The following is a 26,890-nucleotide window of genomic DNA, read 5'->3' as shown; positions in this document are numbered from 1 at the left end:
GTGTTGTATCCTCTAAATTATTTTTCAAATTTTTGCTTTGCTTCACTCGGAACTTGTTGAATGTAAATATCAATGCCATCTTGTGTTAATGCAGTTAATAAATCTGCTTCTTGTTCAGTTAGATTGATCGTTTTAGAGTAGCTCTTCGTGCCTTCGCGTGGTTTTGTGCCACCCAAATTGAGGCTGGTTATTTTTCCTTGAGTGCCTCTAATTAGCTTTTCAGCATCGGCAACCGATTCAACAACAATCAGCATTTGATATTTATCAGTGACACCCGAATTAATTGCCTCAATGCTGTCATCAATGGATTTCATGACTAATTTGCCATGTTCAGGTTTAGCTAATCGAATAGCTGATTTGCGTAGTTCGTCATTTGCCACCGTATCATTAGCGACCAAAATAGTATTGGCCCCAACGCTATCGAACCATGAAACAACAACTTGACCATGTAATAAACGATGATCAACACGTAATAATTTAATCATTAATTTTCCTCCTAGGTGAAATCGACAACATATTTAGTATTAGTAGCAAATTTATATTCAATGGCTATTGGTTCACTGTTAATATCAAAATAGTGGTTAGAAATTTTAAATAATGGGTTATTAATTTTGATACCTAGCTGTTTGGCAAGTTCAGCATTGGCAACAATTAATTGTAAATCTTGTTCTAATTTATCAACTTTCTTTTTACTCGAATTGACAATTTCCAGCGCCGATAACACTTTTATGATGGAAAGTTGAAAATCAGGAAAATAGTTAAGAGGTAACAAAAATATAGCTTTTACGACACTGTTTTTTGCCACTTCAAGAAAGCTGATATAATAAATAAGCTCGGACGATTTTATTTTTAATAATTGACTGTAGTAGCTTCCTGCTTGTCTTAAATAAGACTCTTTAATCACTTTTTTATCATTTTGATAATCATAGGGTTTGATGATGCCCGTCATTTCTAGAATATTTTGCGTTGAAAGTTTAGGTGCGACAAATAAACCCACCCCTTTCTTTCTTACAACTTGATTTTTTTCAACTAATCGATCTATTGCTTTACGAATAGTTGTTCTACTTACGCCGTAGTTTTGTTGTAGCTGGCCTTCTGGCGGTAATGCGGCACCAACACCATACCTACCTGTATCTATTAGCTCGCCTAATTGAACTGCAATTTTTTCAAATAACTTCATTTATCTGTCTCGCTATAATTGAAGATATTTTTAGCCGATAAGTGATATTTAAATCGGTTACCTATTAAATATTGCTCAGTGTGTTCAAAAGGCTCAAAGTTATTATCGTAGTTATAACTTGAAACTTTATAGATTGGTGTTTGTTCTTTGATACCTAAATACTTGGCACATTCTTTAGTTGCGGTTTCGTAGGTAATTTCTTCCCGACCATGACTCGGGATGAGCTGGTAATGATCTTTTAAATATTGATAAAGCGACACATTGCTCAAATTTTGTGTTTCTAAACCTCTGAATTTTTCGAAGGGTAAATAACAGATCTCGTAAGATAAAGGCATTTCACCTAATACGCGTTGCCTAATTATTTTGAGTAATTGGTGATTAAAATTAAAGAATTTTGTCAATTCTGAAGGAATCTTGATAATTTGGTTGGAAAGAACTTTGATTTTAATTTGTTTAGGATTTTCTTTATCTATTTCTTCACTAAATGAAGACATTTTTAACATATTGATTTCAAAGATTGTTGGATATTGCGTATTTTTTTTATCAAAAAAAACATAGCCTTCCATGGCCAAATCATTTAACGCTTTTCTAACCGTTGTTCGACTGACGCCAAAATATTCGGCAAGCCCACGTTCTGTGAATTTATCCTTAATTATGGCTGGATTGGCTTTAATTTGCTCTTCAACAGCTGTTTTGACCGCAATATCACGATATTCCAATAGTCATCCCCTTCCTTTTTGGATCGTAATATCTAAAAGATATATCTTAAATCCATTTTTATTGGTTAAAAATTAATTAAAAAAATATATCTTGTCAATCTTAAGTACCAAAATTGTTGTTGTGATCACAATATTTATTGTTAGTAACATTAAATCAGTAAGATAATAAAAAATAGAGCGGGGGAAGAGAGGATGACTCGCATTTTATGCTCGCCCGTTGGGCCGTTGCTTTGGCAACGTTGTCTCGCGATGCTCGGCTCGAACCTCCGTCGGTTCTCATCCTTTAAGCTAAAGTGGATAATAAAAAAGCCCACTCAATGAGCAGGCTTTTTTATTTAAAATTGGTCGGCGAGAGAGGATTCGAACCTCCGACCCACTGGTCCCAAACCAGTTGCGCTACCAAGCTGCGCTACTCGCCGTTAGATTTTTTGCTTCATAAAATGGGGTGGCTAATGGGATTCGAACCCACGACAACTGGAATCACAATCCAGGGCTCTACCAACTGAGCTATAGCCACCATTGAAGCAGGACGAAATATTACGCATAAAAAACAACATTGTCCAGCATATTTTTTAAAAAATATACCAATTGGTTATATTAAAAGCGCTAAAAGTTTAATCTTTTAGCACTAAAACGTAGTTTAAGCCTTATGTGACATGATATCAATAATCTGAGTATCAGTTGCTTTCATGCTATTACTAGCGATAGCCCCTAAGTTGTTGATTGAATTTTCAACACTATCACAGACTATACCTTCGTTTCCTGTGACCCGAATATGGTTTAAAGCCATCAGTACAGCTTTAAACGCTGATGAAACAGATGTTGAAACTTTCATTGCACAGCTATTTGAAGCGCCATCACAAATGATGCCTGATAAGTCGCCAATCATATTACAAATTGCCATATCGACAGGTTCATATCTGCCTTGACCAAGTAACCATGCCATACCCGCTGCTGCGCCCATAGCGGCTGTTGATGCTGCACAAAGAGCCGATAAAGGCGGAAACTTGCTATGAATATAAATGGCAATAGTATGGGATAATATTAATGCTCGAGCTAATTGTTCAGGTGTTGCATCTAAATAGTCTGCTACCACCACAACCGGCATGGTGGCAGTGATCCCTTGATTACCTGAACCTGAATTGCTCATGGCTGGTAACGTTGCGCCCCCCATACGAGCATCAGATGCAGCGGTTGTGCGAATAATGACCTTTGAAAGCAAATCATCAGCTAATAATCCTGTTTGGGTTTGTTCATGTAATGTTGAGGCAATACTTAATCCATAAGCATGCTTTAATCCTTCTTGAGATAGGGCGCAATTTAATTCGGCAGAGTGTAAAATGAATTGAATATCTTCAAAATTTGCATAGGTTGCAAAGTCATAAATTAATCTGACTGATACCTGTTTGATGATATCGTTATTGTTTAATTGATTTGCAGTAATGTTATTTTGTTTAAAAATAACGCTACTGTTTTTTTCAATCAAAATAACATTGGTATGTGAATTTTCGATGCATACTTTAACATGATCGTGTTGAGTATAAATATTGACTTCACAGTAGATAGCTTGATTATTGTTGGCTATTTTCACATTCACTTTGTTATCCACTAACATTTTTTTAGCTAAGGTGATTTGCTCTGTTGTAATATTTTTTAATACTTCAAGTTCTGCATTTGCATCGCCACCTATTGCGCCAATTGCTGCAGCAATAGGTAATCCAACCATACCAGTGCCAGGCACAGTCACGCCCATACCGTTCTTCATTAAGTTAGGTGAAACATAAGCATCAATTTTTTCAATATTATTTTTGTTTAGATATTGAGCCGCAACTGCAGCGGCAAATGCTAATGATATCGGTTCAGTACAACCGAGTGCGGGTAATACTTCGTGTTTCACCAATTTAATTAACTCTTGCCACATTACTTGTTGTTTCATTATTTATCTCCATATTTTAATGGTAATGTTGATGGTGAAATGTTACCTTCTTGATAGCATACTATTTTATTTAATATTTATTGAAAATTGAACGATGTGATTGCAGCGTAAACAGTATAAGACTTAGTTATTTGCTGTTTGATATTAATAACCAATCTGACAATTTTGACTTAAATAATATGGTAAGTAATTTAACTGATAAATACTATTCAAATTCTTTCAAAAAATATAATAAGAGATAATATTTATCTTAAATTTTTTATATGGTTGGTTAGTAAATTAAATAATCAGGAATAGTTCAAAATATGTAATATTTTAGTAAAACTACCTGACTTTTTTTTAATTATTGCAATAATGTAAAGACCTAAAATTTAGATAATGATGGCGATTATGATAAATATTTTATTAATTGATGATGATATTGAATTATCACAAATGCTAAGTGAATATTTGACCAATGAAGGTTTTAATATTAAAAGTGTTTATTTGGGTAAAGATGGTATTGATGAAGCATTATCGGGTAAGTATCGTGCCGCAATTTTAGATGTCATGCTACCTGATATTAATGGTATTGATGTATTAAAAAGCATACGTCAGCAATGTAATATGCCCGTTATTATGTTAACAGCTAAAGGCGATAATATTGATCGGGTGTTAGGCTTAGAGCTTGGTGCTGATGATTATATTCCTAAACCTTGTTATCCACGAGAATTATTAGCTAGGTTGCGAGCGGTTTTACGTCGGTTTGATGAACGTTCAGTTGAAATGGTCGATGACAAAAAATACCATTTTAATGGTTTAACGCTTGATTTACCGCAGCGACTTTGTACTTGGAATGGACAAGTTATTGATTTGACATCAACTGAATTCAATTTATTAGTTTTATTAGTCAAACATAGTGAACGGGTTGTGACTAAAGAAGAGCTATCTGAAATAGGATTAGGTCGAGCTAGAGAGCTTTATGATCGTAGCGTGGATGTCCATATTAGTAATATTCGTCAAAAACTGTCTCAAGTAGCACAAAACGATGTGACAATTGAAACCATTCGAGCAGTAGGTTACCGTATCCGTTAACGATAGAATAGGCTTTGGTATGAATCGTCGATTATTTTGGAAAATACTGATTATATTTTGTGTGATTTTTTATCTTACCTTTCAGTTAACCTGGATAGCTTTCTCCTTTTATGTAGAAAATAGAAATCAACGTTTTCTTAATCATATGCCGACCAAGGTCGATATGATTGCGCAATTGTTACATGTTGCGGGTGAAGATGAAACACTTAATTTTATTGCGCATTTACCTGAACGTGAACGGGCGTTGTTATCAATAAAATTAATTTCCCCTCAAAATGATCAAGTTAATATATTGACTGATGAATTAGAGTCACCAACTTATATTTATCAACGAACAGCTATTGCGCCTGATGGTACTTTATATGCTGTTTCGTTCAAAGAAGATAAAGATGATCGTAGCAAAAAGGTATTTTTTAGTATGCCGTTGCCAATTATGTTAATGGGGGGATTTGTTGGTTTAGCTTTTAGTCTATTTTTAGCATGGAACTTAACTAGGCCAATGCGGTTATTACGACAAGGCTTTTTTCGTGTATCACAAGGTGATCTTTCTGTCAGGTTATTTAAAAAATTAAAGCCTAGACGTGATGAGCTCAGTGAATTGGGTAAAGATTTTGATATGATGGTTGAACAATTAAATATTTTAATTTCAGATCGTCAAGCACTTTTACATGATGTGTCACATGAGTTGCGTACACCGCTTGCGCGTTTACAGTTAGCCATTGGGCTTGCCCAACAAAATAAACAAAATATTGATACTGCTTTAGCGAGAATTGAATTAGAGTCGGAACGATTAGATCAGTTAATTGGTGAAATTTTAAATTATTCACGCGCTGAAATGAATAATCGTACTGATGAATATTTTGATTTAAAAGATTTAATTAGTGTGGTGATTAGTGATGCTAATTATGAAGCCAATCATCAATTAATTGATGTACATTTTAATTTAGCATCCATAACGCATTCTATTATTAAAGGTAATTCGGAACAAATTCGCCGAGCAGTTGAAAATATTATTCGTAATGCAATTCGTTTTTCTAAAGCTGGGCAAGCTGTCGAAGTGTCGTTAAAAGAAGTGGGTAAATATTTGCAAATTGAAGTCAAAGACCGTGGTCCAGGTGTTGATTCAAATAAATTATCGAGTATTTTTGAACCGTTTGTTCGTATCCAGTCAGCGCAATTAGGCAAAGGTTATGGTTTAGGTCTGGCAATTGCAAGAAAGACCGTCATTATGCATAACGGTACGATTCAAGCAAATAATCGTGATGGTGGGGGATTAGTGGTCACTATCAAACTTCCTTATTGGCGAAACCACTAATGTATTATTAATAACACTCAGAATTAACCGTTAATACATATTGTTTGACTAAACTTTCAAGTGTAATTTTGTCGTGACCAGTAAAATTGAGCCTTTGTATAATTTTATCAGGCTCACTGTCTAATATAGCTTTATATTGCGCGATATATTGGCTGGAAATAGGTTTGTATGACCAGTGCCACTCTTCTGGCAAATATCCTCCTTTACGACCTTCATTGAATGGCTGGCAAAAACCATACTTAGGTAAATTTTTTTGTAGCCATTGGTAAAGTATGATGCCTTTTTTATCATTTCTAAAATAACTTGATGAAACACTGGTAATGTCAATATCTGTTCCCCAATGATGTCTTGAGGTACCTGGCATAGATGATAGTTTTAAAATTTGCTCAGCAATTTTTTGTGGTTCATGAAGTTTTGGTAACAAGTCATCCCATTTACGTTGCCAGATGCCATTTTGATACGTGTAATTACGAGTTGCGCTCACAACTATAAACGGTATATCTGGATAAGACTTTTTAAAGTCGTTATAAGCTTTAATTAACTGCTCGGCAGGTTCTTTTTGCAGATACATGCCTTTTTTATTAACAGGCAAAATTGTTGAATCTAACGCAATAAAATTGTTATCTTTCTTTTCGTCAAATTGACCTGTTAATTTATCTAATGGAATTGGTTGTGCCATAGCGAATGTTGAACATAAAAGTAAAGTTATTGTATGAGTAATCGTTAACGTTTTTTTTAAAATTGTTGAATTCATTTTCATTTATATATCACTAATATTTATTAGCCAGATAAGGTGAAAACCAGTATAATCCTTTCCCTAAAAATTTAAATAGCCATAATGTGTAAAAACGAGGCCTTATGTTAACATCATCAACACCGAACATGTCTGTAAATTGTGCAGATGCAGCAAAAATAACACAAACTACTCCAGCAACCAATGAAAAAATTAATCTACTCAATTTTACCCGCCAGCAATTGAGAGAGTTTTTTATATCATTAGGTGAAAAACCTTTTAGAGCAGATCAAGTGATGAAGTGGATCTATCATTTTGGAATAGATGACTTTGATCAAATGACTGACATTAATAAAAAATTACGTGAACAATTAAAAACGTTAGCCGAAATTAAAGCCCCAATAATAGCGATGGAACAGCGCTCATCTGATGGTACTATTAAATGGGCATTGGATGTTGGCAATAATCAGATGATTGAGTCGGTGTATATTCCTGAGCGCGATCGCGCAACTTTGTGTGTGTCCTCACAAGTAGGATGTGCTTTGGAATGTAAATTCTGTTCAACCGCTCAGCAAGGTTTTAATCGTAATTTAACCGTTTCTGAAATAATCGGCCAAGTTTGGCGTGCATCAAATGCCATTGGTGTGACAGGAAAATTAGCTGATAGGCCTATTACGAATGTTGTTATGATGGGAATGGGGGAACCTTTACTCAACTTATCTAACGTTGCACCGGCAATGGAAATCATGTTAGATGATTTTGGTTACGGTTTATCAAAAAGACGTGTTACGCTTTCAACTTCTGGTGTTGTTCCTGCTTTAGATAAGTTGGCAGGAATGATTGATGTTGCGTTAGCGATTTCACTTCATGCTCCAAATGATGCGATACGTAGTGAAATTATGCCAATTAACCAAAAGTATAATATGGCGATGTTACGCGATTCAATTTTACGTTATTTATCTACTTCAAATGCCAATCATGGCAAGGTAACAATTGAGTATGTGTTACTAAATCAGATTAATGACGGCGTAGAACATGCTCATGAGTTAGCTCAATTCTTAAAAAATGTACCAAGTAAAATTAATTTAATTCCATGGAATCCGTTCCCTGGTGCTCCTTACTCTCGTTGCTCAAATACACGTATAGACCGTTTTATGAAAACATTAATGGGTTATGGATTTACGGTTATTGTACGTAAAACCCGCGGCGATGATATAGATGCAGCATGTGGTCAGTTAGCCGGTGAAGTTGTCGACAGGACTAAAAGAACACTATATAAAAAGCAAAACTTGGTTCAGCAAACCGCATAAAAATAGACAACGGAAAAGGGAAAAGTTAATGAAAATATGGTTAGTCATCTTCAGCTGTTTATCCATGATTGCTTTAACAGGTTGCCAAGTTAAAGGACATGAAGAATTTGATCCCGAAGCTGCCGCATTATCTAGAACGCGATTAGGTTTAGCTTATTTGGCTAAGGCTGATGAGTCCCCAGAAAATATCAAAGCTGCACATTATAACTTGAAATTGGCTGCACAATATTCACCTAATAACCCTCAAGTTATGCTAGCAATGGCAATGTTTGATCAGCATGTTGGTGAATATAATGAAGCTGAAATGATTTACAAACGTATCACCTTAATGCAACCCGGTAATGGACTGTATCATGTCCATTATGGCTCTTTTTTATGTGGTAGAAATCGTTATCAAGAAGCCAAACAACAATTTCAACAAAGTATTGATTTAGATCGCCACCGTTGGAAAGCCGATGCGTATGAACAGTATGGTTATTGTGCAATTCAAAACGGTGATCAGAAAACTGCTGATTTAATGTTTAAGCAGCTTTTTAATTATGATGCATCTCGACAAGAAAGTGTCATTAAAACGGCTCAATTATACCAAAAAAATGGTGATACTAAGGTGGCTAATTATCTATTTTCTGTTGCGAAAAAATAAATATTGATAACGATATCGTGCTTGTACAAAGCGGAAGTTTACACCCTAGGCTTGTTGCGTAAGTTTAATTAAATTATGTTAGTAAACCATTTTGGGTGATGGTTTACTTTACGTAATATAACTATGAGAAAAAATCACAACGGTTAATTTATTTACCACTGCTATTGGGTAATTTTCTGATAATTTACGTGGCTACGCCAAAAAGTTTTGAATTTAGGAAAGGTTGTATAATTGAAGCTAAAGGAACATTACCTGTTAGCTTCAATTTATTGTAGTAAATTCACTTCGCTAAAAACGAAGTGAAGCGTTTTTAATTTTTACAAAATTCCATATCAAAACTATGCGTTTGTTGGTTATACACTATTTTAAACGTGCCTTGATCAAGTGGGTTTTGTAATATGTGATTGACGATAAACGGTCGAATATTGGCTTTAATATAACCTGGTAAACCTCTTGCACCACGAATAATATCATAATGATCATGACAAAATGCACTAAGACAAGCGTCTTGTACTTCTATAGTTAGGTTTCGAGGTTGATAAGCTTGATTGAGTTTATCAATTTCACGGCGGATAATCTTCTCAATAACTTCCATTGGTAGTCGTTTAAAATGAACAATATTTTCTCTACCATTAAAACGATTCAGTAATTCTGAACGATAGGTATTATTTAGCTCATTTGTTGCTAGTTCGCGTGCTGCCTCATCAGATAGATTAGGATCAAGATAATAAGGCTGACCAATATTTGATGTCATAATAATCATTATGTCAGAAAAATCGACCGTACGACCGATATTATCGGTTAAACGTCCGTCTGATAAGATCTGCAAGAAAATATTAAATACATCAGGGTGTGCTTTTTCGATTTCATCGAATAGGTAGATACCAATCGGTTTAGCCCTAACTGAATTAGTCAAAATACCACCAGCTTCAAACCCTTCATATCCTGGCGGCGCACCAATTAATTTAGCAACTGCATGTTTTTCCATATATTCTGACATATCAAATCGCACTAATGATTTTTCGTCACCATATACGTATTGCGCTAAAGCTTTTGCCATTTCTGTTTTGCCTACACCGGATGGTCCTAAAAAGAGGTAAGACATTGCTGGACCAGACTCTTTTAGTGCATCGACTTTAGCAACTTTAACCGAATTAGCTACATGTTTGACGATTTCATCCTGACCAAAAATACGTGACAATAAATGCGCTTCTAAATTAATTAAATTTTCAACTTCGTTTTCATCGAGTTTATTGGTTGATATTCCCGAAATTTTACTAAATTCAGTAATTACTTCTTGTCGATTTAGTCGTAGATCTTTATTGGCAAGCATTACTAGTTTTTTATGTTGCTCATTATTTTGTGCAATTTCGGCATCAATTTGTCGAATTTTTTCTTTCAATTTGGTGACAGCTGGCGAGTCAAATCCACCTGCTGTCAATTGAGCAAAGGTTTTTATGGCCGCAGAATCAGAAATTTTGTTTTCCTCTTCTTGCTCCTGAATTTGGGTGATTTCGTCTTGTAGCTGGAAGCGTAATGTTTCAGCATCACGTTGATATTGATATGTTTTGCTAATTTCTGATTTCAAATCTTGCCAATCTTGTTGCCATTGATTTAATTGCTGTTGCAAAGTTTGACGTTCTGTTTCATCAGTACTTTTCGCAATTTTAGCCATTAATTGAGCAATTTTAGGGTGCTGTTTATGCGTCAGTTGGCGGTAGCTTGCTAGTGCGCGATCAAGCAAGGATATTGCGCGTTGAGGCTGTGCTCCACCTAAACCCAAACTATCACGATATTTGCTTGTTAAGTGTATTGCTTCGTCAATAGCATTATCGTCAACTTCGATTTGATGATGTTCAGATAGCTCTTTTGCAACAACTGTAACAATTGCTTTTAAATCACTTCCTGTTGGCTCTTTTACATCATAAAGCGTGTAGAGCTCTGGCATTTTAGTACTAGCTTTTAGCACACTACTAAGTTTATCATCACGAACTTCTAGAATTACTTGAAAATTACCCGATTTATCAGCGTTATTTAATGCATTAATAAAATGAGCATTACCGGTATTGTGTGCCGCTTCTAAAAAATTAGCTGTATCAGTAATAATTAAAACCGATTCAGGTGTTTGCAGTAATTTTTTTAAAATATTTTGAAATTCGTTATTAATTTTAGTGCTATCACCACTGGAAAACAGTGCATCACTATTTAACCAAAATAGTTTTTTAACAATTAAGTCAAATGGTGTGTCAGGACTATTTTTAGCTGCTTGTAAACCAAGGGTAAGCGCCGAAACGCCTACACCAGCTGGTCCTGTTAGTAAAAGTGAGTTTGATGATTGTCGGATCAGAATTGATGATATTCTTTCTAAATCATGCTCTCTTCCCACTAATGAAAAATTGGGATGTTGCGCTAAATATTCACGCCCTCTAACTAGGTACATTGTGCATTCCTTCGTCAGTTATAGTTTAAAAGGGGACGTAGTATTTTTAGTTTCTTTTTTGGCTTCACTCTTTTCAGATAAAACATCACCAGTTACTGCAATAAATTCACGAGTATCACCTTGAACATCTTTGGACATTTTTTCGATTTCTTCTAAATTAGCGCGCATTGTTTCAAGGGCAGAACGGGTGATTTCTGTTGCTTCACGTTGAGTATCGCCAAATTCAGCTAAGTTTTGTAGCATAGCTTCTAAGTCGTTATTGATTTCATCACGACCCGTTGCAATTCGTATTGCTTCGTTCTTAGCAATATCGTTAGTTACTCTCGCCATTTCAGCTAAAGTATTTCCTGCCATGGATTGCGCTTCATTAATCGCTGCTGAGTTAACCGCTGTTACCACAACGCTAAGTTGTGAAGCGACTGATGCAATACCGCGTGAATGCATTGCTCTTGCACTTTCTACTTGTTTTTTAGTTGCAGCTTGCATGTTACGTATTTTAATTGCTTCGGTAGTTAATTCGCCGTAGGTTTGCATAGTATCGACAGTTGCGGTTGATACGGTATCGATATGTTCATCTAAATTACGTCGAGTTTCTTCCAGTTTCATTGACTCTAACAAATTGTCACCAACATCTTTATTTTCGAGTTCTTGTCGGCGTTCACGATGGACTTTTTCAACTTGTTTGGTCGCTTCGTTCATAATGGCATAAATTTGGATCATATTACCATTATTGTCGCTAAGCCCTTCGATTTGTTTAACCATCTTTTCAAGATGACCACGAATAGCACCAAAACGCTCTTTACCTTGGTTAACGAATTTTAAGGCAGATTCAACCATATCAGCTTGTCGTAATGTGTGTTCATCTGATGTTAAATTCAGTAGCTCTTTTAATTTCTCAACATCAAGTGATTCACTACGTTGCGCATGGCGGTGTTTAATTTCTTCTTCAAGATTTGCTAATTGTGTATTTTTATTTTGTATATCTTGTTCTAATTGCGCTATTTTTTCTTGATTAATTGCTATTTTCGCTTTTGAAGCCGCTTTAATTTTTCCAAGTCCGAAGAATATTCTATCTTGCTCTAAAGTATGAATTTCTTCTTTTAGTTTGGTTATTAGTGTATTGTTATTTGTGATTTCATCTTGTATTTGTTTTTTTTCGGCTTGCTTCTCATCATCCCATTCTTGATCTGCTTTTATTTGCGCTAGAGCGTTACGTGTTTCACCATTTTGGCGTAAGTTATAAAGCGCATCAGTTATCTCGGTAAGCGGTTTGATTTTATCAATAAAATCATTAAGGTCATTATTAAAATCAGCATAGACTCGTTGCAATTCAGCGAACACTTCGGTATCAGTCATTTCGATACGTTGCTTAGACATCTCTTCAGAGATTGATTGTAGATATTCTTTGAACTTATCAAACTCTTCTACTTTTTCACGATCTATTTCTTTATTATCGGTAAATTCTAAAATTTGTGTAACTTCTTGAACTTTTTGTTCAAGAGAAAGATTATCGGAAAAAATAACTTTGAAAAAAGTATTATTTTGAATGTTAGCTTGAGGGGATTCTGTTCGGGTAGATTTTTGTCGTTGTCTTACTGAATAATCATTTTGTTGAACTGTTGCAGCTTTTTTACTGGACGATACACTCATTGTTCTATTCCTTTTTATATTCACTTATTATTTAATAACTTTATATCTTATTTCATATAAAGTAATAAAGTTTGGTATAATTAATTTATTTTTATAGAAAAAATAAACCTCATTTTTTCATCATGTTATTATCTATTTTACATTTCATTTTGACAAGAAAAAAACAACATACTTGGTTCATTTCTAAAAAAGCGTAACTAAAAGTCATAAAGAAAAATTAGATGTATTGCTATTTTCAACAACAATTAGTGTAAATGGACTTTTATTTGATATTCACGGTGTTGATTATGTGATTAAGTTGTGAAGTTAATGAGTATTTGATAGAAGGAAAATAAATAAAAAACCACCCGATAAAAGGGTGGTTTTTTAACAGGTTTTGGGTTGTAACGAAATAGGATGAATTACATCATTCCGCCCATTCCACCCATGCCGCCCATACCACCAGCAGCACCTAAATCAGCTTTATCATCTTTAGGTAAATCAGTAACCATACATTCAGTTGTGATCATAAGACCTGCAACAGATGCAGCATATTGTAATGCGCTACGCGTTACTTTAGTTGGATCTAAGATACCCATTGCGATCATATCGCCGTACTCTTCAGTTGAAGCATTGTAACCATAGTTACCTTTGCCACCTTTAACTGCGTTAACAACAACAGATGCTTCTTCACCACAGTTAGTCACGATTTGTCGTAATGGCGCTTCCATCGCGCGTAAAGCTACTTTAATACCAACGTTTTGATCTTCGTTTGCACCTTTAAGGTCTAAAATTGCAGATGCAGCACGAACTAACGCAACACCACCGCCGGCAACCACACCTTCTTCAACCGCTGCACGAGTCGCGTGTAATGCATCTTCAACACGTGCTTTTTTCTCTTTCATTTCAACTTCAGTTGCTGCACCAACTTTAATTACTGCAACACCGCCAGCAAGTTTAGCGACACGTTCTTGAAGTTTTTCTTTATCGTAGTCAGAAGTTGATTCTTCGATTTGTTTACGGATTTGTTCAACGCGCGCAGTAATTAAAGACTCTTCACCAACGCCATCGATAATAGTGGTATTGTCTTTATTGATAACAACACGTTTAGCTTGACCAAGATCTTCTAACGTTGCTTTTTCAAGCTCTAAACCGATTTCTTCTGAAATTACAGTACCAGCTGTTAAAATCGCGATGTCTTGTAACATTGCTTTACGACGGTCACCAAAACCAGGTGCTTTAACTGCGGCAACTTTAACAATACCACGCATAGTATTAACAACTAATGTTGCTAATGCTTCGCCTTCAACATCTTCAGCAATGATTAATAGTGATTTACCTGCTTTAGCAACTGCTTCTAATACTGGTAGTAATTCACGGATGTTAGAGATTTTTTTATCAGCTAATAAAATATATGGGCTGTCTAATTCAACCGTTGCTGTTTCTGGTTTATTGATGAAATATGGTGATAAATAACCACGGTCAAATTGCATACCTTCAACAACATCAAGTTCGTCTTGTAAACCGGTGCCGTCTTCAACAGTGATAACACCTTCTTTACCCACTTTTTCCATTGCTTGTGCAATTAAAGTACCTACAGTTTCATCAGAGTTTGCTGAAATAGTACCAACTTGTGCAATCGCTTTAGAGTCTGCGCATGGTGAAGATAATTTTTTAAGCTCTTCAACTGCTGCAACAACAGCTTTATCGATACCACGTTTTAAATCCATTGGGTTCATGCCAGCCGCAACCGCTTTTAAACCTTCATTAACAATCGCTTGAGCAAGGACTGTTGCAGTAGTTGTACCGTCACCAGCAGCATCATTTGCTTTTGAAGCTACTTCTTTAACCATTTGTGCACCCATGTTTTCGAATTTATCTTCTAATTCGATTTCACGAGCAACTGACACACCATCTTTAGTAATAGTTGGTGCACCAAATGATTTATCTAATACTACGTTACGTCCTTTTGGACCTAAAGTGACTTTAACTGCATCAGCTAGTACATTAACGCCTTTAAGCATTTTAACGCGAGCGTCATTACCAAATTTTACATCTTTAGCTGCCATTTTGTATTTCTCCTGAATTCTGTCTATAAATTAAATTATTTGCCAATTACGCTTGAACAATGGCTAAAATATCGCTTTCAGATAAGATAAGCACTTCTTCGTTATCAATTTTTTCTGTTTTAACGCCATATCCTTCATTGAAAATAACGATATCGCCAACTTTAACGTCTAATGGTTGAACTTGACCATTTTCTAAAATGCGACCATTACCAACAGCTAAAACTTCACCACGTGTTGATTTACCCGCAGCTGAACCTGTTAAAACAATACCGCCAGCTGATTTTGATTCTACTTCTTTGCGTTTAATGATCACACGATCATGCAATGGACGAATTTTCATTAGTTATCTCCTAGCACTAATTTAAATTAAATAATTATTAACAATAAATCATCAAATTATGATCTATATAATATAGTGAATACTACATGGGGTTTGTTTTAAATTCTTCAAGAGAATAAAATCAAAATATTTTTTAATTGATTAATTCTTCATCATCTTTACGAATAAATTCTCCCTCAATAATATCAGCATTTTTATCAGTGCGTTGGTATGATGAAAATATTGATTTTTTGGGCATTTTTCTTACAATGAAATTAACAATCGATTCTTGCACATAAGGAATTAATAAAATAGCGCCTAAAATGTCGGTCAAAAAACCAGGGATAAGTAATAGAAAACCAGCAAACAATAAAGCAACACTTTTAATAATTTGATTTTTAGGGCTCTGATTTTCTGCTATTTTTTGTTGCATTTCGCGCAGGTTTTTTAAACCTTGTGTTTTAACTAATGAAAAACCAATAATAGATGTTGCAATAATACAAATTAAGGCAAGAAAAACGCCAATAGCGTTAGCTACCATCATAAATGTACTAATCTCAAAATAGAGATAAATAAAAAAAACAATAAAGCCTAGATATCGCATATAACAATTCCTTAAAAAGTGACGTTATATTATTAAAATTAGATCCAGATATATAGATGATTAGTTATTTTTCAACCAAACAATCTATTTTTTTTAAAATATCTTACAAAAGGGATTGACGGATAATCTCAGATCGTGTTTAATGTGCATCCATTGTTGCCCGGATAGCTCAGTCGGTAGAGCAGGGGATTGAAAATCCCCGTGTCCGTGGTTCGATTCCGCGTCCGGGCACCAATCACCAAATTTTAAGACCTGCTTCTAGCAGGTTTTTTTATGCCTAAAGCCTTTTCAAATAAGCCTTTCACCTTGTTTCACTACTCAACCGAATTCAACTGAAATTACCTCAAATCAAGCGGAAAATCGGATACAAACCCGGATACATTTGGTTCGATAATGGCGTGTATCCATAAAATGGCTTTAAGGCCTTTATTTGCAAGGGCTATAGAGAATTGCTTGCCAAATGATTATGTATTCATTATTTGTACTGTTACTTTCAATTGATACCGTTACTACTTTATTCTTTTTGTAAATATTTATTTACATTACACCGGTTGTTTAATCATAAAAGAATTATGCACTATTCATCTTCATCCATTCATATTCTGATGGATTGATCGTTTTATGACAATAATATTATTACATTAGCGTTTCACTATTTTGCAATTTAAAATATTAATTTCTATCAAATGTTTTCGATATTTTATTAAGGCTAAGGATAAGATAAAAAAATAATCATTAAAGGTTAATTAATATTATTATATAAAAGAAAATTATTAGATAAATAACACCAATACCCCCTTATCTGAGTAAACCATCAGTTACTAAAACAGTAAAAAAATAATTTTAGCTCTTATCAAATGATTCTAATTTGATAAGAGCCATCACATGAAAAATAAAAACTTTACTATTCATACCCAACTCAATCAGCAACTAATGACACACCTAAATAAATTACAAGATAGATACTCAAAAATTTTACCGATTCGAATCGACATTCATTATGCTAAGGATGATAAATTCAATACAAATATTCATATCGCTAAACAAGAAATCACATGCTTACTTTTTCAAGCAATGCAATTTGAACTAGATATTGTAGGGTATGCTGTTGTTATGGAGTTCAATCAAAATAAACATATTCATTTCCATGCTATTTTTTATGTAAATGGTCAAAAAAGACAAAAATACTATCCTGTTTATGTTGAACTAGAACGTGCATGGCATGAACTGACTAATGGTTACTTATATGACTGTCAACGCAATAATTATTGTATAAATGGGTTAAAAATGATAAACCATCATGATCATGAAGCATTTCGTTCGGCTTGTTATATGCTAAGTTATTTAGCTAAAACAGAACAAAAAGAGCCATTTAAAAAACGTTATAGTGATTGTCTCTTTTTAAGTGAAGTTCCTCCACCTAGCCATCGTGGAAAACCAAGAACACTTGGTGTAAGTAAATTTTTAATACCTCTCTCTATTTAATAATACAAAAACAGGCTCATTGATATAGTTCCAATTCATATAGAGGAATCAAAAAATAGATAAATATTATGCTCTAATACTAAATAAGCTAAAAGCTCATGATAAATCGTTACTTACACGTTATGGAAAGTTATATCCAGTCTGAATGGGTTTTGCCTATCAGAGGCAATATGGAGTAGATACATATATGGATATGTTAAACTTATCTGATTTAACATTACTTTCTCCAAATATTTTAAGTACCGTTTGGATAACAGCTTTTAGTTAATAATTTGTTTTTTACTTCTCCTCCATTTTATATTTTAACTTTACACAATATGCAATCTATGAAGCGATTATAAATTCAGTTGCCAATTGTTATAAAAGTGGAATCTGTGCAGTGGAATTAGTTTTCAAAAACAACTTGTTAAAAATTTTTTAGCTAGAATAGTAAAATCAGTATAGAAGAAAGAAAATTCTATTCATAGTGTATTAACGTATAAAGGCATAACTAAATTTATTGATCGCTTGTAACGATCAATAACTTAAACATTGATCGACACAAACAATATGACAATAGGTAATACATTTTTGATAATAGTTATATTATTTAATCCAACAATAATTTAAGGAAATAATATGGCAAAGTATGACTGTAGTGAATGTAATGGAACAGGAGTAATTCCTTGTTCACTTGAATATGGTGAAGAACCTCATCCGGATAATTGCCCTGTATGTGGCGGAGATGTAAATTTTACTTTTCCATGCCCAGAGTGTTCGGGACATGACGATGAATAGTAATATTATAAGTAGCATTAAATGGATTGGTAAAAAACTTTATCAATCTGGGCAATTAACTATAACTTATGTATTACCTGCTATAGTTGAAGGCACGGCTAAAATTATATTAAATTCAGATAAAACAACCGATGAACAAAAGGCTCGCGCTAAACAAAATTTAGTACGTTATGGAAAACACAAGTAGTATTATTAATTGCTAATTTTATTCTTAAAGCAAACATTATAAATATGTTTGCTTTATATAATTTTTATATGGCCTACAAACACTCTTATTATAAATATTTATAAATAGATATTATTAATTGAATATACCACTATTTATTTCAATTATATTTTATTATAAGGAGTGTACAATGCTAATTTACCTCATATTTCAATTAATCCTACTCTATTTAATAGAACTCAATTTATCTTACTATCATTTTCATTCTTTATTTAAGTCGACAAATAAGGAATTATGATATGTCAGATAAATTACCTTTACTACTTGATAAACTCTATCAGCTTTGTTTGACCGGAGGTTATGGTTTAGCTTCAGCTTATACATTAGCTGAACAACATAAAACTCGTTTTCCATTCCATTCCGATAGCCTTGATAAACTAATTAAACAAGAAGCTGATAAAGCAACAATGGCCGGATTTATAACAGGATTAGGGGGAATTTTAAGTTTAACTATTACTCTACCAGCAAATACTTTAAGCGTATTATTTATTCAAATGAGATTATCAACAACCATTGCGATACTACAAGGCCACGATGTACGTGATACACGAATAAAAATATTAATTTATTTATCATTATGTTTAATATCTAGTAAATTAAAATTACAACAATTTTGTTTAGCAACTTTAATGAAACAGCCTAATGAAATATTTCGGCAAATAAGTCTTTCCATCACAAAACAACTAATCGTTATTTTAAGTACAAAACAAAGTGTAAAATTAATTAAGGCTATCCCAGCAATCGGCGGTGTAATGGGAGCAGTTATAGATCGTATTATTACTTACCGGATAGGTAAATTTTCTAAAAGTCAATTCGGCCAATTTTATTAATTAATTTAATAGGGTTAATTAATTATTTACCTCAACTAATCCCTGAAATTTCTCGCATAAAGCAAGTTTTGGTTGATCCTAAAATAGATCTTTATTGAACACACATTGATCGTTTTTAACGATCAATAAGATCTTATTGATCTGTTTAAACAATATGACTTTATTTAAATAATAAATCAAAATGAAACGTTAATTAATAATTTAGCTGTTTATAACTATCATTTAACATCAAAATACTAACAATAATTTTTCTGAATAATTAAATATCATTAATCTACTAATAATATTTAATTAAATGGATAGGAGATAACAAAATGTCAAAAATAAATTCAACCTTTTTTATAGCTATATCTCTACTATTTGCAGGAAGTTCATTAGCAAATAACAATCCTTACCATGATAGCGAAATATATACGAATGAATCTCAATTAAGTAACATGCAACCAATACCACAATACAATTATGTCCCAGTCTATCCTGAACGTTTAAAAACTTTTAATGAATTACTTAAAAGGGAAATACAACATAAAAAGATTACTTTAGACCACGTTCAATGTATTGATGTTGATGAAGGAGGGTTATGTGAACCTAAAAAAGTAGTTGTTAGATTGGAGTTCGATCTTAGTTATGTTCTTATTGATGGTAAAACCGAAAAAGATGTTCGACTATGGGATATGGATAATACTGATAGACGAGATGCATTTATTGATATTATTGAAGACGATCTTGATAGCTGGTTAAACACTCATGGGCTTCCAATTCGTTCAAGTCGTGATCATGTATTTGCTTTAACTTTAGAAGCTAGGAAATGGTATAAAGATGCGCCATTTTACGTTGTTGGCCTACAACCAACAAAAGTTGAATATATAACTTATAAATATACTGAACCAGGGTTATCTAGAGTAGATGATGCAAACCAATACGAGAAAAGCCCTTTTTAATCTTGGTTATTTAAATTTACTAAATTAATAAAAACAGAATAATAGAACAAAATTATGAAACATTTAATTATATTACTTTTATCTATTGTATTTTCAATTAGTATAGCAAATGCACAAAACAACGATGATATTAAACAAGAAAGATTAAATCGACATTTAGCGGTTATCAAAAATGGAGTTGATACTATACTTGTTCCTGTTAAGTTTAATGGGATACGTGACTATTATAATAATGCTGATATTGTTACAGTTATATTTGAATTACGTTATGGCTTTTTAAATAAAGAACAAAAAGATAAGTTTTGGGAAGAAAAATCAAAAGATGGCTCACTTAAAGCTTGGGAGTCTGAAGTCATCGATGGTTTAACAAATAATATTACAGGAAGATTTGACGTGGAAGGCGATACTGATATATCAGTTGACTACAGTAAAACACGTGAAATGGTTTACAACTATACTAAAGACGCTAAAAAATACTTTAAGAGTAATAACATACCCGCCTATGTAATTAGTTTTCAACCTATTTTAGTATCTTACGAAAAATTCACTATTACCGATCCTAACTTATATCCAGATGAAAAACTTATAAATAATTATTAATCTTAATTAATTTTTAAATAAGGACTAAGTGACCTTGAAAAAAAATTATTATAAATACAATCCTATTATTACGTGGTAAATAATTTATTCCTGTTTTGCACATCAATTAAAACCATTAATGGATATTCTTATTATCAAATAGTAAAAAAATATTGTTGATACCTATCTATTGAATGTAATTAACCCACATCACTCAATAGAGGTACAACAATGTCAACATTCTTACCCCCTTTGGATGCACAAATACATCCTGATTACCTAGTTGATATGAAATATATCACCACACTTACAGGCATGACTGATAAATGGTTTTATGCTTTGATAAAGCAGAATAAATTTCCACTCCCTATAAAACTAGGAAGATCTTCGCGTTGGCGCCTAAAAGAAGTTGAAGCATGGATAAAGACTAAAACTAATTAACAGTTAAATTTCTATCACCCAAGCCACATAGTCAAATATGTGGCTTTTTTTATATCTAAATTTTTATAATTGAGGAATTCGTTATGTCCTTGACAGATTTAAAAATCAAATCCGCCAAACCATACAATAAACAATATAAACTTTCTGATGGTGATGGTTTATTCTTACTTGTTCATTCAAATGGTTCTAAATATTGGCGTTTTCGCTATTATTTCAATGGTAAAGAAAAATTAATGTCTATAGGCCAATATCCTAATGTTTTATTAAGCGAAGCTAGAAAGATACGAAATGAAGCCAAATCATTACTAGCTAGAAATATTGACCCGCAGGTAGAAAAGAAAGCAAAACAGTTTGAAGATGAAATACAAGTTACTTTTGAGCAAGTTGCACGTAAATGGTGTACCAATAACAAAACTTGGTCTGAGCCACATAGAGCAAAAGTACTACGAACATTAGAATTGTATTTATTTCCTAAAATTGGAGCTTATTCTATTTCAGCATTAACTACCCGTCAGTTAATTGTTCCAATTAAAGCTGTTGAAGAAAATGGTCGGTTTGAAGTCGCTAACCGATTACAGCAACGTACTTCAGCAATAATGCGCTATGCAGTGCAAAATGGTTACATCTCTTATAATCCTGCTCAAGATCTAAAAGGGGTAGTGAGTAAAGTAAAAGTGAATCATCGGCCTGCACTTGAACTCGAAAAAATACCTGAACTTTTAGAACGCATTGATAATTTTAAAGGACGAGAGTTAACCAAATTAGCAATAAAACTCTCTCTACTTATATTTATTCGTTCTAGTGAGCTACGGTTTGCTCGTTGGTTAGAAATTGATTTCGATAAAAAGATTTGGACTATTCCTGCTGAAAGGGAAGAAATTGATGGTGTACCTCATTCTCAACGAGGTTCCAAAATGAGAACACCTCATTTAATTCCACTAAGTGATCAAGCAATTGAAATCTTAAAACAGATTCATGAAATTAGTGGCATGTACGAACTAGTATTTATTGGGGATCACTCAGCAAGAAAGCCAATGAGCGAAAACACAATAAACAAAGCATTACGTTCTATTGGCTATGATACCAAAACAGAACTTTGTGGGCATGGGTTTAGAACAATGGCCTGTAGTGCTTTGGTTGAATCTAATCTCTGGTCACGAGATGCTGTGGAACGCCAGATGAGTCATCAAGAACGTAATGGTGTAAGGGCTGCTTATATTCATAAAGCACAGCACATTATTGAACGAACAAAAATGGTTCAGTGGTGGGCTGATTACTTAGATTCAATCCGAACTGAATATGTCATGCCTTATGAATTCAAAACTGCTTAAAAAGCACTCTACTATTTAATTCTCTTTTCAAAAATTAATTATTTTAATATCTAAAAATTTAAGGAGATGTTTATGCAAACATTACCGAATGTATCGTCATACCCTGAATCCACTGCGGTGGGTTCGGGTACGATCTCAGTATTTGTAACCAATTTAGGAAAATATAACGAAGGTGAGTTAGTGGGCGAATGGCTTGCCTTGCCAACAACATCTGAACAAGTAAAACAATGCTTTCAACGAATTGGTATTGATGGCATTAACTATGATGAGTATTTCTTAACAGATTATGAATCAACTGTCTATGGTGTATCAAATTATATATCAGAACATAGTAATCTTGATGAATTAAACTTTTTAGCCTGTAAACTTAACGAATTAAGTCATGATGAAATGGAAATTTATGAAGCAGTTATTGATGTTGGAGACTACGTTAATTCTATTACTGACTTAATTAATTTATCTGATAACTTAGATTGCTTTCAATCCTTGTCCAATATTTCTGATGAATATGATTTAGGTTTTTATTGGATTGCAGAAAGTGGCTGTTATAGTTTAAAAGAGTTAGGCAATTTAAGTAACTACTTTGATTATGAACGATATGGCCATGATATTGCATTTGAACAAAGTGGCACATTTTATTCTGGTAATTACATCTATTATACAGGTGAAACTTTTAGTTCCGATTACGATGGTGAAAGTATTCCTGAAGAGTATTGTGTTTTGAACTATACAAGATCTTTAGAATGAGCACTTAGTAACTCTATAAATTTCAATGAAACTTACAGAGTTACTTTACATTACACATGAGTTAATATTATTTATTTTTTTGTAAAAATTAAGAAATATTAGTATATTTTCTTTAGAGTTAAAGTAATTTGGTAGCTGTGCGTTGAAATTATCATTTAAATAATTGATGCAATATTTTAGTAATTCAAGATATTCCTCAACCTTATCTAAATATGTTAAATTTTCTTTATTAATACGCTTTCGATGTTTGGAGATTAATGCAAAAATTTTTTTAAAAACTTTAATATGTTTGAATAGTAATGAATAACACATTGATATTGCTATAACTTCGAAAGTACAAAACATTTTTATCAAGTATATACCATTATTATCTGTATTTTCTTTATCTGGATTTTGAGGGTTCATGGTCTCAACACAATCATAAGGATAAGTATCTCTAAATGAAAATAGTATTTTATAATATTTTAATAAACCATTACTAAGAAAGTATGATTCTACCCTTATATACAGATAAGGTTGTGTTAAAAATTTCTCAATTTTGATAGAATAACGTGATTCGAATATGGGCATAACATTAATTAATTCTTTATTTAATAATATTCTTTCAAGATTTAATAATAGTTCGGCTTTTTCATAATTAAATTGTTTTTTTTCTGAAAAAAGATGATTAATTTTCGCAAAGAAATTATCCACGATTTCTTTAGTGATTTTTTCCGTACACCAAAAACTTAGTTGCCAACAATTATAATTACAGAATGCGTTATTCCTTTTATTTGCTATTGTTTTACCACAAAATTTACACTGTTTTCTAACAGAATTTTTGTGCTTTTGTATTTTGTTGACTTTTTCATTAAAATGCATTTTACATAAACGATATTGTCTTGCAAGTGGTGTTTTTGCAATGAGTTCATCACATTTTAGTCTTTTACATTTAGATTTTAGTGATTTGTTCATTATGATTTCCAGTTTCTATTCGCCTACCCGTTGAAAAAATCGATTATAAAATGTTATAAATTTCTCATGCCCCTCAATTTTTGTTGAAAGAGATAACTCAAAATAATGATTAATATAGTCGACGATTTTTTGAAATAAATATTCTTTCTTTGAGCTTACATCATTTGGATTTTTTTCTATCATGCTTAATACATCATACGTTATTTTAATGATATCTTTAGTAAATGATTGATCGCCATTGACTAAATTGTGGTAAATGGCTAAAGCCAGTAACTCAAAAAATTGAAAGGTTAGCTTTTCATCAGAAAACTCAAGATGTTTTAATGAATCTCTTAAAAACTTATCAAAATGATTGTCTGTAGTTTTTAAATGAGAAATAAACTCATTAGATAATGATATACGAGCAAATTGGTTCATCAAATGAAAATAAATAACGCTTTTAATCTCTTTTCTCTGTGATAAAGAATTGAACACCATAAAATGGTTGGCATAGAGCATATCTGCTGGTAGGTAAGAAAGAGTATAATCATTAATTTTTATTATAGGCTGGATAATTTCTTGTTTTATTTTCAAACATAATTCAATTAAATCGTTTTTATTTTTTTGTTTGCACTTTTTGGAGTTTCCATCAAGAAAAATTAGACTTTTATATAATGAAGTAGTGATCGGTAATGCTTTATCATTATATATTTGCTCACCATTATAGATTAACTCAGTGCATTTTTTATTCATATCTTTTTTATAATTGGTGCTCATTTTAGGTACTAATAAAATATTTTGCATCGTATTGGTTCCACCAATATCAAGATGATGCAGATGGACCAACTTTAATTTAAGCAAAGGAGCATCTTTTTTTAAAAGCACTTCATAATATTTTTTCATAGAAAGCAAGGCGTATAGGTGATAAATGTCCCCCCAATTATTAACAGATGCCAATCCCCATGGACTGCTTCGCAATAAGCGCTCTACACGTTGCCATATTGCTGTTTTTGTTACTTCACACACAATAGGATGTTCAACAAAACGCATTGCGATCCGACGACAGTTTGCACTGCAATATCGTTGATTTCTTCTTATTTTGATGATGTTTTTACATACAGGGCATTTTTTAGGTATTAATCGTTTTTTCTGTTTTTTTATCGATAATTGATGTTCAAATTCAGCAAGATGTTCACTACATAACCCTTTTTTATATTTAAATAGCGCAGAATAACAGATGGGTTTTTGGCATTTTTTTTTAGTACATTTCGTTGCTAGAGGTGAAAATAATTTAGCCATGCAATATGATTAGCTTATTCAATTTGTATGTTAATTTAAATATTATTGCATTTTCTGTAAAGTACATTTTATGTGTAAATATATAAAACAGCTTACAAATAGAAATATGACAAAGTTTATGTTAATAAACAACCTAGAATAAAATGGAACTAATAGATAATAGCCAACACATTAAATAATATACGTTTGATTTTTATTACATATTCTAGTTTGGGGAGGCTATTTATTGTTCTTATATTCTTAGTAGAGTACCATTTATATGGTTTAATAGTAGTTCATATAAATAAGTCATTTTTTTTAAAATAAGGTTTTCTATTAATATGAAAAAATAATGAAACAACTAAGTATTATTTAAATTTTGGCAGTATCGCAAAAACTGTAGCTGAAATTATAAAGCAAGCGCAATCTCGCCTATTTTGATTGGTGTATCTGGAGCTTGATGTCTTGGAAAATCGTCAATGATAAAACTAATTCGTCAAGAATTAGAAAATAAGCATATTAAGGCTGAAAAGAAGCAGATAAATATATATTTATAGAATTCAATGCTTGGCTCTATCAGGGCTACGATGATGCTAGTGCTGCTCTTATTGATGTTTGATCCTCGCCAAAAAACTGGACATAAGTCGCCTCTATGATATAAACAAAACTCATAGGGGACAAATATCATGGTCAAAAAATTTAGTATCGAATTCAAACAGCAGTCAGTTGATTATGAGTTATCTCATGCACACCTTTCTATCAGCGAACTTACCCAGAATAAAACTAGTCATCGAGAGTTAACGTCTGAGTAACAACAAATTATGGTGCTAGGGGGTAAGATATCAAGTTTCAGAAAGGACAATTAGCCGTGTTTTGCGACAATGGGGATTAAGGAGTAAAGCAGCACGTAAATTCAAGTACAAAACAGACACGGCTCATCGCAATATTGTGCCCAACACGTTAGATAAGCAATTTAACCCTGATAAGCCGAATACGACATGGGTAACCTATATTACTTATATTAAAACAGGTGAAGGTTAGTTCGATTTATATGGACAAAAAGTGATTGCTAGGCAAACCATTCGCTACATAGACCATCATTTAGTGTGTAATACATTAAAGAAGCTTTGTTTCGTCATCACTTTTCTAAAAATGAACTCATTCACATTGACCAAGGAAACCAATATTGCAGTGCTGATTTCAAGCAGTTATTGTTACAATATGGACTAAGGCAAAGCACTGATGAATCCCCTAATGATTTTTATCAAAATCATTAAGTTAAGGTAGATACACATCTTGTCATATGATCAAATGGTTTCGCCAAAAATCAATAATCAGACAACAAAATGTG

At 32.9% G+C, this 26,890-nt stretch carries 27 protein-coding genes, 3 tRNA genes and 1 other RNA gene; 16 read left to right on the top strand and 15 right to left on the bottom strand.

Annotation, left to right across the window (positions count from 1 at the left end):
• Nucleotides 1-17 precede the first annotated feature (17 nt).
• From J3U57_RS08855 to J3U57_RS08825, 7 genes are all read right to left on the bottom strand, one after another.
• Nucleotides 18-485 carry a PTS sugar transporter subunit IIB gene (locus tag J3U57_RS08855; RefSeq protein ID WP_267344460.1) on the bottom strand — a complete coding sequence of 156 codons (468 nt, stop codon included), beginning with the start codon at nt 483-485 and terminating at the stop codon, nt 18-20.
• An 11-nt stretch (nt 486-496) separates the two neighbouring features.
• Nucleotides 497-1,180: a GntR family transcriptional regulator gene (locus tag J3U57_RS08850; protein WP_267334037.1), complete on the bottom strand. Its 684-nt coding sequence runs from the start codon at nt 1,178-1,180 to the stop codon at nt 497-499.
• Nucleotides 1,177-1,899, bottom strand: a complete 723-nt coding sequence (locus tag J3U57_RS08845; protein WP_267344458.1) for a GntR family transcriptional regulator — start codon at nt 1,897-1,899, stop codon at nt 1,177-1,179. The genes J3U57_RS08850 and J3U57_RS08845 overlap by 4 nt, the downstream gene beginning before the upstream one ends.
• Before the next feature lie 176 nt (nt 1,900-2,075).
• Nucleotides 2,076-2,200: non-coding RNA, RtT sRNA (locus J3U57_RS08840), on the bottom strand.
• Between the two features lie 41 nt (nt 2,201-2,241).
• Nucleotides 2,242-2,318: transfer RNA gene (locus tag J3U57_RS08835), tRNA-Pro, on the bottom strand.
• Between the two features lie 22 nt (nt 2,319-2,340).
• Nucleotides 2,341-2,416: transfer RNA gene (locus tag J3U57_RS08830), tRNA-His, on the bottom strand.
• A gap of 123 nt (nt 2,417-2,539) precedes the next feature.
• Nucleotides 2,540-3,835 (bottom strand): serine dehydratase subunit alpha family protein, encoded by a 1,296-nt coding sequence (locus J3U57_RS08825; RefSeq protein WP_267334039.1) that lies wholly within the window; start codon nt 3,833-3,835, stop codon nt 2,540-2,542.
• Nucleotides 3,836-4,228: 393 nt separating this feature from the next.
• On the opposite strand from J3U57_RS08825, the gene J3U57_RS08820 reads away from it, so the two are divergent.
• Nucleotides 4,229-4,909 (top strand): response regulator transcription factor, encoded by a 681-nt coding sequence (locus J3U57_RS08820; protein WP_065633815.1) that lies wholly within the window; start codon nt 4,229-4,231, stop codon nt 4,907-4,909.
• A 19-nt stretch (nt 4,910-4,928) separates the two neighbouring features.
• Entirely contained in the window at nt 4,929-6,224 is a 1,296-nt protein-coding gene (locus tag J3U57_RS08815; protein WP_065633801.1) for an ATP-binding protein, read from the top strand.
• A 7-nt stretch (nt 6,225-6,231) separates the two neighbouring features.
• On the opposite strand, the gene J3U57_RS08810 is transcribed toward J3U57_RS08815, so the two are convergent.
• Nucleotides 6,232-6,984: a M15 family metallopeptidase gene (locus J3U57_RS08810; protein ID WP_267344456.1), complete on the bottom strand. Its 753-nt coding sequence runs from the start codon at nt 6,982-6,984 to the stop codon at nt 6,232-6,234.
• Between the two features lie 122 nt (nt 6,985-7,106).
• On the opposite strand from J3U57_RS08810, the gene J3U57_RS08805 reads away from it, so the two are divergent.
• Together J3U57_RS08805 and J3U57_RS08800 are read left to right on the top strand one after the other, a co-directional pair.
• Nucleotides 7,107-8,267, top strand: a complete 1,161-nt coding sequence (locus tag J3U57_RS08805; RefSeq protein ID WP_323849461.1) for a bifunctional tRNA (adenosine(37)-C2)-methyltransferase TrmG/ribosomal RNA large subunit methyltransferase RlmN — start codon at nt 7,107-7,109, stop codon at nt 8,265-8,267.
• A 28-nt stretch (nt 8,268-8,295) separates the two neighbouring features.
• On the top strand, nt 8,296-8,910 hold the full coding sequence (locus J3U57_RS08800) for a hypothetical protein (protein WP_267344454.1): 615 nt from the start codon (nt 8,296-8,298) through the stop codon (nt 8,908-8,910).
• Between the two features lie 310 nt (nt 8,911-9,220).
• On the opposite strand, the gene J3U57_RS08795 is transcribed toward J3U57_RS08800, so the two are convergent.
• From J3U57_RS08795 to J3U57_RS08775, 5 genes are all read right to left on the bottom strand, one after another.
• A complete protein-coding gene (locus J3U57_RS08795; protein ID WP_267344453.1) occupies nt 9,221-11,350 on the bottom strand; it encodes an AAA family ATPase in 2,130 nt (709 codons plus the stop codon).
• A gap of 18 nt (nt 11,351-11,368) precedes the next feature.
• The gene (locus J3U57_RS08790; protein WP_267334044.1) at nt 11,369-13,000 is read right to left on the bottom strand and encodes a hypothetical protein; all 1,632 of its coding nucleotides are present in this window, start codon (nt 12,998-13,000) and stop codon (nt 11,369-11,371) included.
• A gap of 401 nt (nt 13,001-13,401) precedes the next feature.
• Nucleotides 13,402-15,048, bottom strand: a complete 1,647-nt coding sequence (gene groL / locus J3U57_RS08785) for a chaperonin GroEL (protein ID WP_065633806.1) — start codon at nt 15,046-15,048, stop codon at nt 13,402-13,404.
• Nucleotides 15,049-15,094: 46 nt separating this feature from the next.
• Nucleotides 15,095-15,388, bottom strand: coding sequence for a co-chaperone GroES (locus J3U57_RS08780; protein WP_034915350.1), 294 nt, complete (start codon nt 15,386-15,388; stop codon nt 15,095-15,097).
• 133 nt (nt 15,389-15,521) lie between these two features.
• Nucleotides 15,522-15,971, bottom strand: a complete 450-nt coding sequence (locus tag J3U57_RS08775) for an FxsA family protein (RefSeq protein WP_267344452.1) — start codon at nt 15,969-15,971, stop codon at nt 15,522-15,524.
• 158 nt (nt 15,972-16,129) lie between these two features.
• Between J3U57_RS08775 and J3U57_RS08770 the strand changes: the two genes are divergently transcribed.
• From J3U57_RS08770 to J3U57_RS08725, 10 genes are all read left to right on the top strand, one after another.
• A tRNA-Phe gene (locus J3U57_RS08770) sits at nt 16,130-16,205 on the top strand.
• 651 nt (nt 16,206-16,856) lie between these two features.
• Complete coding sequence (locus J3U57_RS08765; protein WP_034884930.1) at nt 16,857-17,456, top strand: inovirus-type Gp2 protein; 600 nt, start codon at nt 16,857-16,859, stop codon at nt 17,454-17,456.
• Nucleotides 17,457-18,074: 618 nt separating this feature from the next.
• Nucleotides 18,075-18,233, top strand: a complete 159-nt coding sequence (locus tag J3U57_RS08760; RefSeq protein ID WP_165755212.1) for a hypothetical protein — start codon at nt 18,075-18,077, stop codon at nt 18,231-18,233.
• Nucleotides 18,226-18,420 (top strand): hypothetical protein, encoded by a 195-nt coding sequence (locus J3U57_RS08755; RefSeq protein ID WP_086356975.1) that lies wholly within the window; start codon nt 18,226-18,228, stop codon nt 18,418-18,420. The genes J3U57_RS08760 and J3U57_RS08755 overlap by 8 nt, the downstream gene beginning before the upstream one ends.
• Nucleotides 18,421-18,698: 278 nt before the next feature.
• Nucleotides 18,699-19,289 (top strand): EcsC family protein, encoded by a 591-nt coding sequence (locus tag J3U57_RS08750; RefSeq protein ID WP_181414599.1) that lies wholly within the window; start codon nt 18,699-18,701, stop codon nt 19,287-19,289.
• 314 nt (nt 19,290-19,603) lie between these two features.
• The gene (locus J3U57_RS08745) at nt 19,604-20,230 is read left to right on the top strand and encodes a hypothetical protein (protein ID WP_198196420.1); all 627 of its coding nucleotides are present in this window, start codon (nt 19,604-19,606) and stop codon (nt 20,228-20,230) included.
• Between the two features lie 54 nt (nt 20,231-20,284).
• Nucleotides 20,285-20,830 carry a hypothetical protein gene (locus J3U57_RS08740; RefSeq protein WP_198196422.1) on the top strand — a complete coding sequence of 182 codons (546 nt, stop codon included), beginning with the start codon at nt 20,285-20,287 and terminating at the stop codon, nt 20,828-20,830.
• Between the two features lie 210 nt (nt 20,831-21,040).
• Nucleotides 21,041-21,250: a helix-turn-helix transcriptional regulator gene (locus J3U57_RS08735; protein WP_110424538.1), complete on the top strand. Its 210-nt coding sequence runs from the start codon at nt 21,041-21,043 to the stop codon at nt 21,248-21,250.
• 83 nt (nt 21,251-21,333) lie between these two features.
• Nucleotides 21,334-22,581: a tyrosine-type recombinase/integrase gene (locus J3U57_RS08730; protein ID WP_198196424.1), complete on the top strand. Its 1,248-nt coding sequence runs from the start codon at nt 21,334-21,336 to the stop codon at nt 22,579-22,581.
• Nucleotides 22,582-22,653: 72 nt separating this feature from the next.
• The gene (locus J3U57_RS08725; RefSeq protein WP_198196426.1) at nt 22,654-23,328 is read left to right on the top strand and encodes an antirestriction protein ArdA; all 675 of its coding nucleotides are present in this window, start codon (nt 22,654-22,656) and stop codon (nt 23,326-23,328) included.
• 45 nt (nt 23,329-23,373) lie between these two features.
• Here J3U57_RS08725 and J3U57_RS08720 read toward each other — a convergent pair whose 3' ends face one another.
• Together J3U57_RS08720 and J3U57_RS08715 are read right to left on the bottom strand one after the other, a co-directional pair.
• Nucleotides 23,374-24,282 carry a hypothetical protein gene (locus J3U57_RS08720; RefSeq protein WP_198196428.1) on the bottom strand — a complete coding sequence of 303 codons (909 nt, stop codon included), beginning with the start codon at nt 24,280-24,282 and terminating at the stop codon, nt 23,374-23,376.
• 15 nt (nt 24,283-24,297) lie between these two features.
• Nucleotides 24,298-25,560, bottom strand: a complete 1,263-nt coding sequence (locus J3U57_RS08715) for a hypothetical protein (RefSeq protein WP_198196430.1) — start codon at nt 25,558-25,560, stop codon at nt 24,298-24,300.
• A gap of 665 nt (nt 25,561-26,225) precedes the next feature.
• On the opposite strand from J3U57_RS08715, the gene J3U57_RS08710 reads away from it, so the two are divergent.
• Complete coding sequence (locus J3U57_RS08710) at nt 26,226-26,351, top strand: hypothetical protein (protein WP_267344443.1); 126 nt, start codon at nt 26,226-26,228, stop codon at nt 26,349-26,351.
• A gap of 61 nt (nt 26,352-26,412) precedes the next feature.
• Nucleotides 26,413-26,580, top strand: a complete 168-nt coding sequence (locus J3U57_RS08705) for a hypothetical protein (protein ID WP_198196432.1) — start codon at nt 26,413-26,415, stop codon at nt 26,578-26,580.
• Nucleotides 26,581-26,890 lie beyond the last annotated feature (310 nt).

Origin of the sequence: Gilliamella sp. B3464 (assembly GCF_026536145.1) — a bacterium.
Classification (GTDB): domain Bacteria; phylum Pseudomonadota; class Gammaproteobacteria; order Enterobacterales; family Orbaceae; genus Gilliamella.
The sequence above is the reverse complement of the archived record's forward strand: the minus strand, read 5'-3'. Positions and strand labels throughout refer to the sequence as shown.

What these genes read in the sequence shown, in the direction of transcription:
- J3U57_RS08740 (WP_198196422.1), top strand. Translation starts at nt 20,285, where the DNA reads ATGAAACATTTAATTATATTACTTTTATCTATTGTATTTTCAATTAGT.
- J3U57_RS08790 (WP_267334044.1), bottom strand. Translation starts at nt 13,000, where the DNA reads ATGAGTGTATCGTCCAGTAAAAAAGCTGCAACAGTTCAACAAAATGAT.
- J3U57_RS08850 (WP_267334037.1), bottom strand. Translation starts at nt 1,180, where the DNA reads ATGAAGTTATTTGAAAAAATTGCAGTTCAATTAGGCGAGCTAATAGAT.
- J3U57_RS08795 (WP_267344453.1), bottom strand. Translation starts at nt 11,350, where the DNA reads ATGTACCTAGTTAGAGGGCGTGAATATTTAGCGCAACATCCCAATTTT.
- J3U57_RS08780 (WP_034915350.1), bottom strand. Translation starts at nt 15,388, where the DNA reads ATGAAAATTCGTCCATTGCATGATCGTGTGATCATTAAACGCAAAGAA.
- J3U57_RS08775 (WP_267344452.1), bottom strand. Translation starts at nt 15,971, where the DNA reads ATGCGATATCTAGGCTTTATTGTTTTTTTTATTTATCTCTATTTTGAG.
- J3U57_RS08800 (WP_267344454.1), top strand. Translation starts at nt 8,296, where the DNA reads ATGAAAATATGGTTAGTCATCTTCAGCTGTTTATCCATGATTGCTTTA.
- J3U57_RS08805 (WP_323849461.1), top strand. Translation starts at nt 7,107, where the DNA reads ATGTCTGTAAATTGTGCAGATGCAGCAAAAATAACACAAACTACTCCA.
- J3U57_RS08810 (WP_267344456.1), bottom strand. Translation starts at nt 6,984, where the DNA reads ATGAAAATGAATTCAACAATTTTAAAAAAAACGTTAACGATTACTCAT.
- J3U57_RS08730 (WP_198196424.1), top strand. Translation starts at nt 21,334, where the DNA reads ATGTCCTTGACAGATTTAAAAATCAAATCCGCCAAACCATACAATAAA.
- J3U57_RS08720 (WP_198196428.1), bottom strand. Translation starts at nt 24,282, where the DNA reads ATGAACAAATCACTAAAATCTAAATGTAAAAGACTAAAATGTGATGAA.
- J3U57_RS08715 (WP_198196430.1), bottom strand. Translation starts at nt 25,560, where the DNA reads ATGGCTAAATTATTTTCACCTCTAGCAACGAAATGTACTAAAAAAAAA.
- J3U57_RS08760 (WP_165755212.1), top strand. Translation starts at nt 18,075, where the DNA reads ATGGCAAAGTATGACTGTAGTGAATGTAATGGAACAGGAGTAATTCCT.
- groL (WP_065633806.1), bottom strand. Translation starts at nt 15,048, where the DNA reads ATGGCAGCTAAAGATGTAAAATTTGGTAATGACGCTCGCGTTAAAATG.
- J3U57_RS08750 (WP_181414599.1), top strand. Translation starts at nt 18,699, where the DNA reads ATGTCAGATAAATTACCTTTACTACTTGATAAACTCTATCAGCTTTGT.
- J3U57_RS08825 (WP_267334039.1), bottom strand. Translation starts at nt 3,835, where the DNA reads ATGAAACAACAAGTAATGTGGCAAGAGTTAATTAAATTGGTGAAACAC.
- J3U57_RS08745 (WP_198196420.1), top strand. Translation starts at nt 19,604, where the DNA reads ATGTCAAAAATAAATTCAACCTTTTTTATAGCTATATCTCTACTATTT.
- J3U57_RS08725 (WP_198196426.1), top strand. Translation starts at nt 22,654, where the DNA reads ATGCAAACATTACCGAATGTATCGTCATACCCTGAATCCACTGCGGTG.
- J3U57_RS08755 (WP_086356975.1), top strand. Translation starts at nt 18,226, where the DNA reads ATGAATAGTAATATTATAAGTAGCATTAAATGGATTGGTAAAAAACTT.
- J3U57_RS08815 (WP_065633801.1), top strand. Translation starts at nt 4,929, where the DNA reads ATGAATCGTCGATTATTTTGGAAAATACTGATTATATTTTGTGTGATT.
- J3U57_RS08710 (WP_267344443.1), top strand. Translation starts at nt 26,226, where the DNA reads ATGGTCAAAAAATTTAGTATCGAATTCAAACAGCAGTCAGTTGATTAT.
- J3U57_RS08735 (WP_110424538.1), top strand. Translation starts at nt 21,041, where the DNA reads ATGTCAACATTCTTACCCCCTTTGGATGCACAAATACATCCTGATTAC.
- J3U57_RS08855 (WP_267344460.1), bottom strand. Translation starts at nt 485, where the DNA reads ATGATTAAATTATTACGTGTTGATCATCGTTTATTACATGGTCAAGTT.
- J3U57_RS08765 (WP_034884930.1), top strand. Translation starts at nt 16,857, where the DNA reads ATGAAAAATAAAAACTTTACTATTCATACCCAACTCAATCAGCAACTA.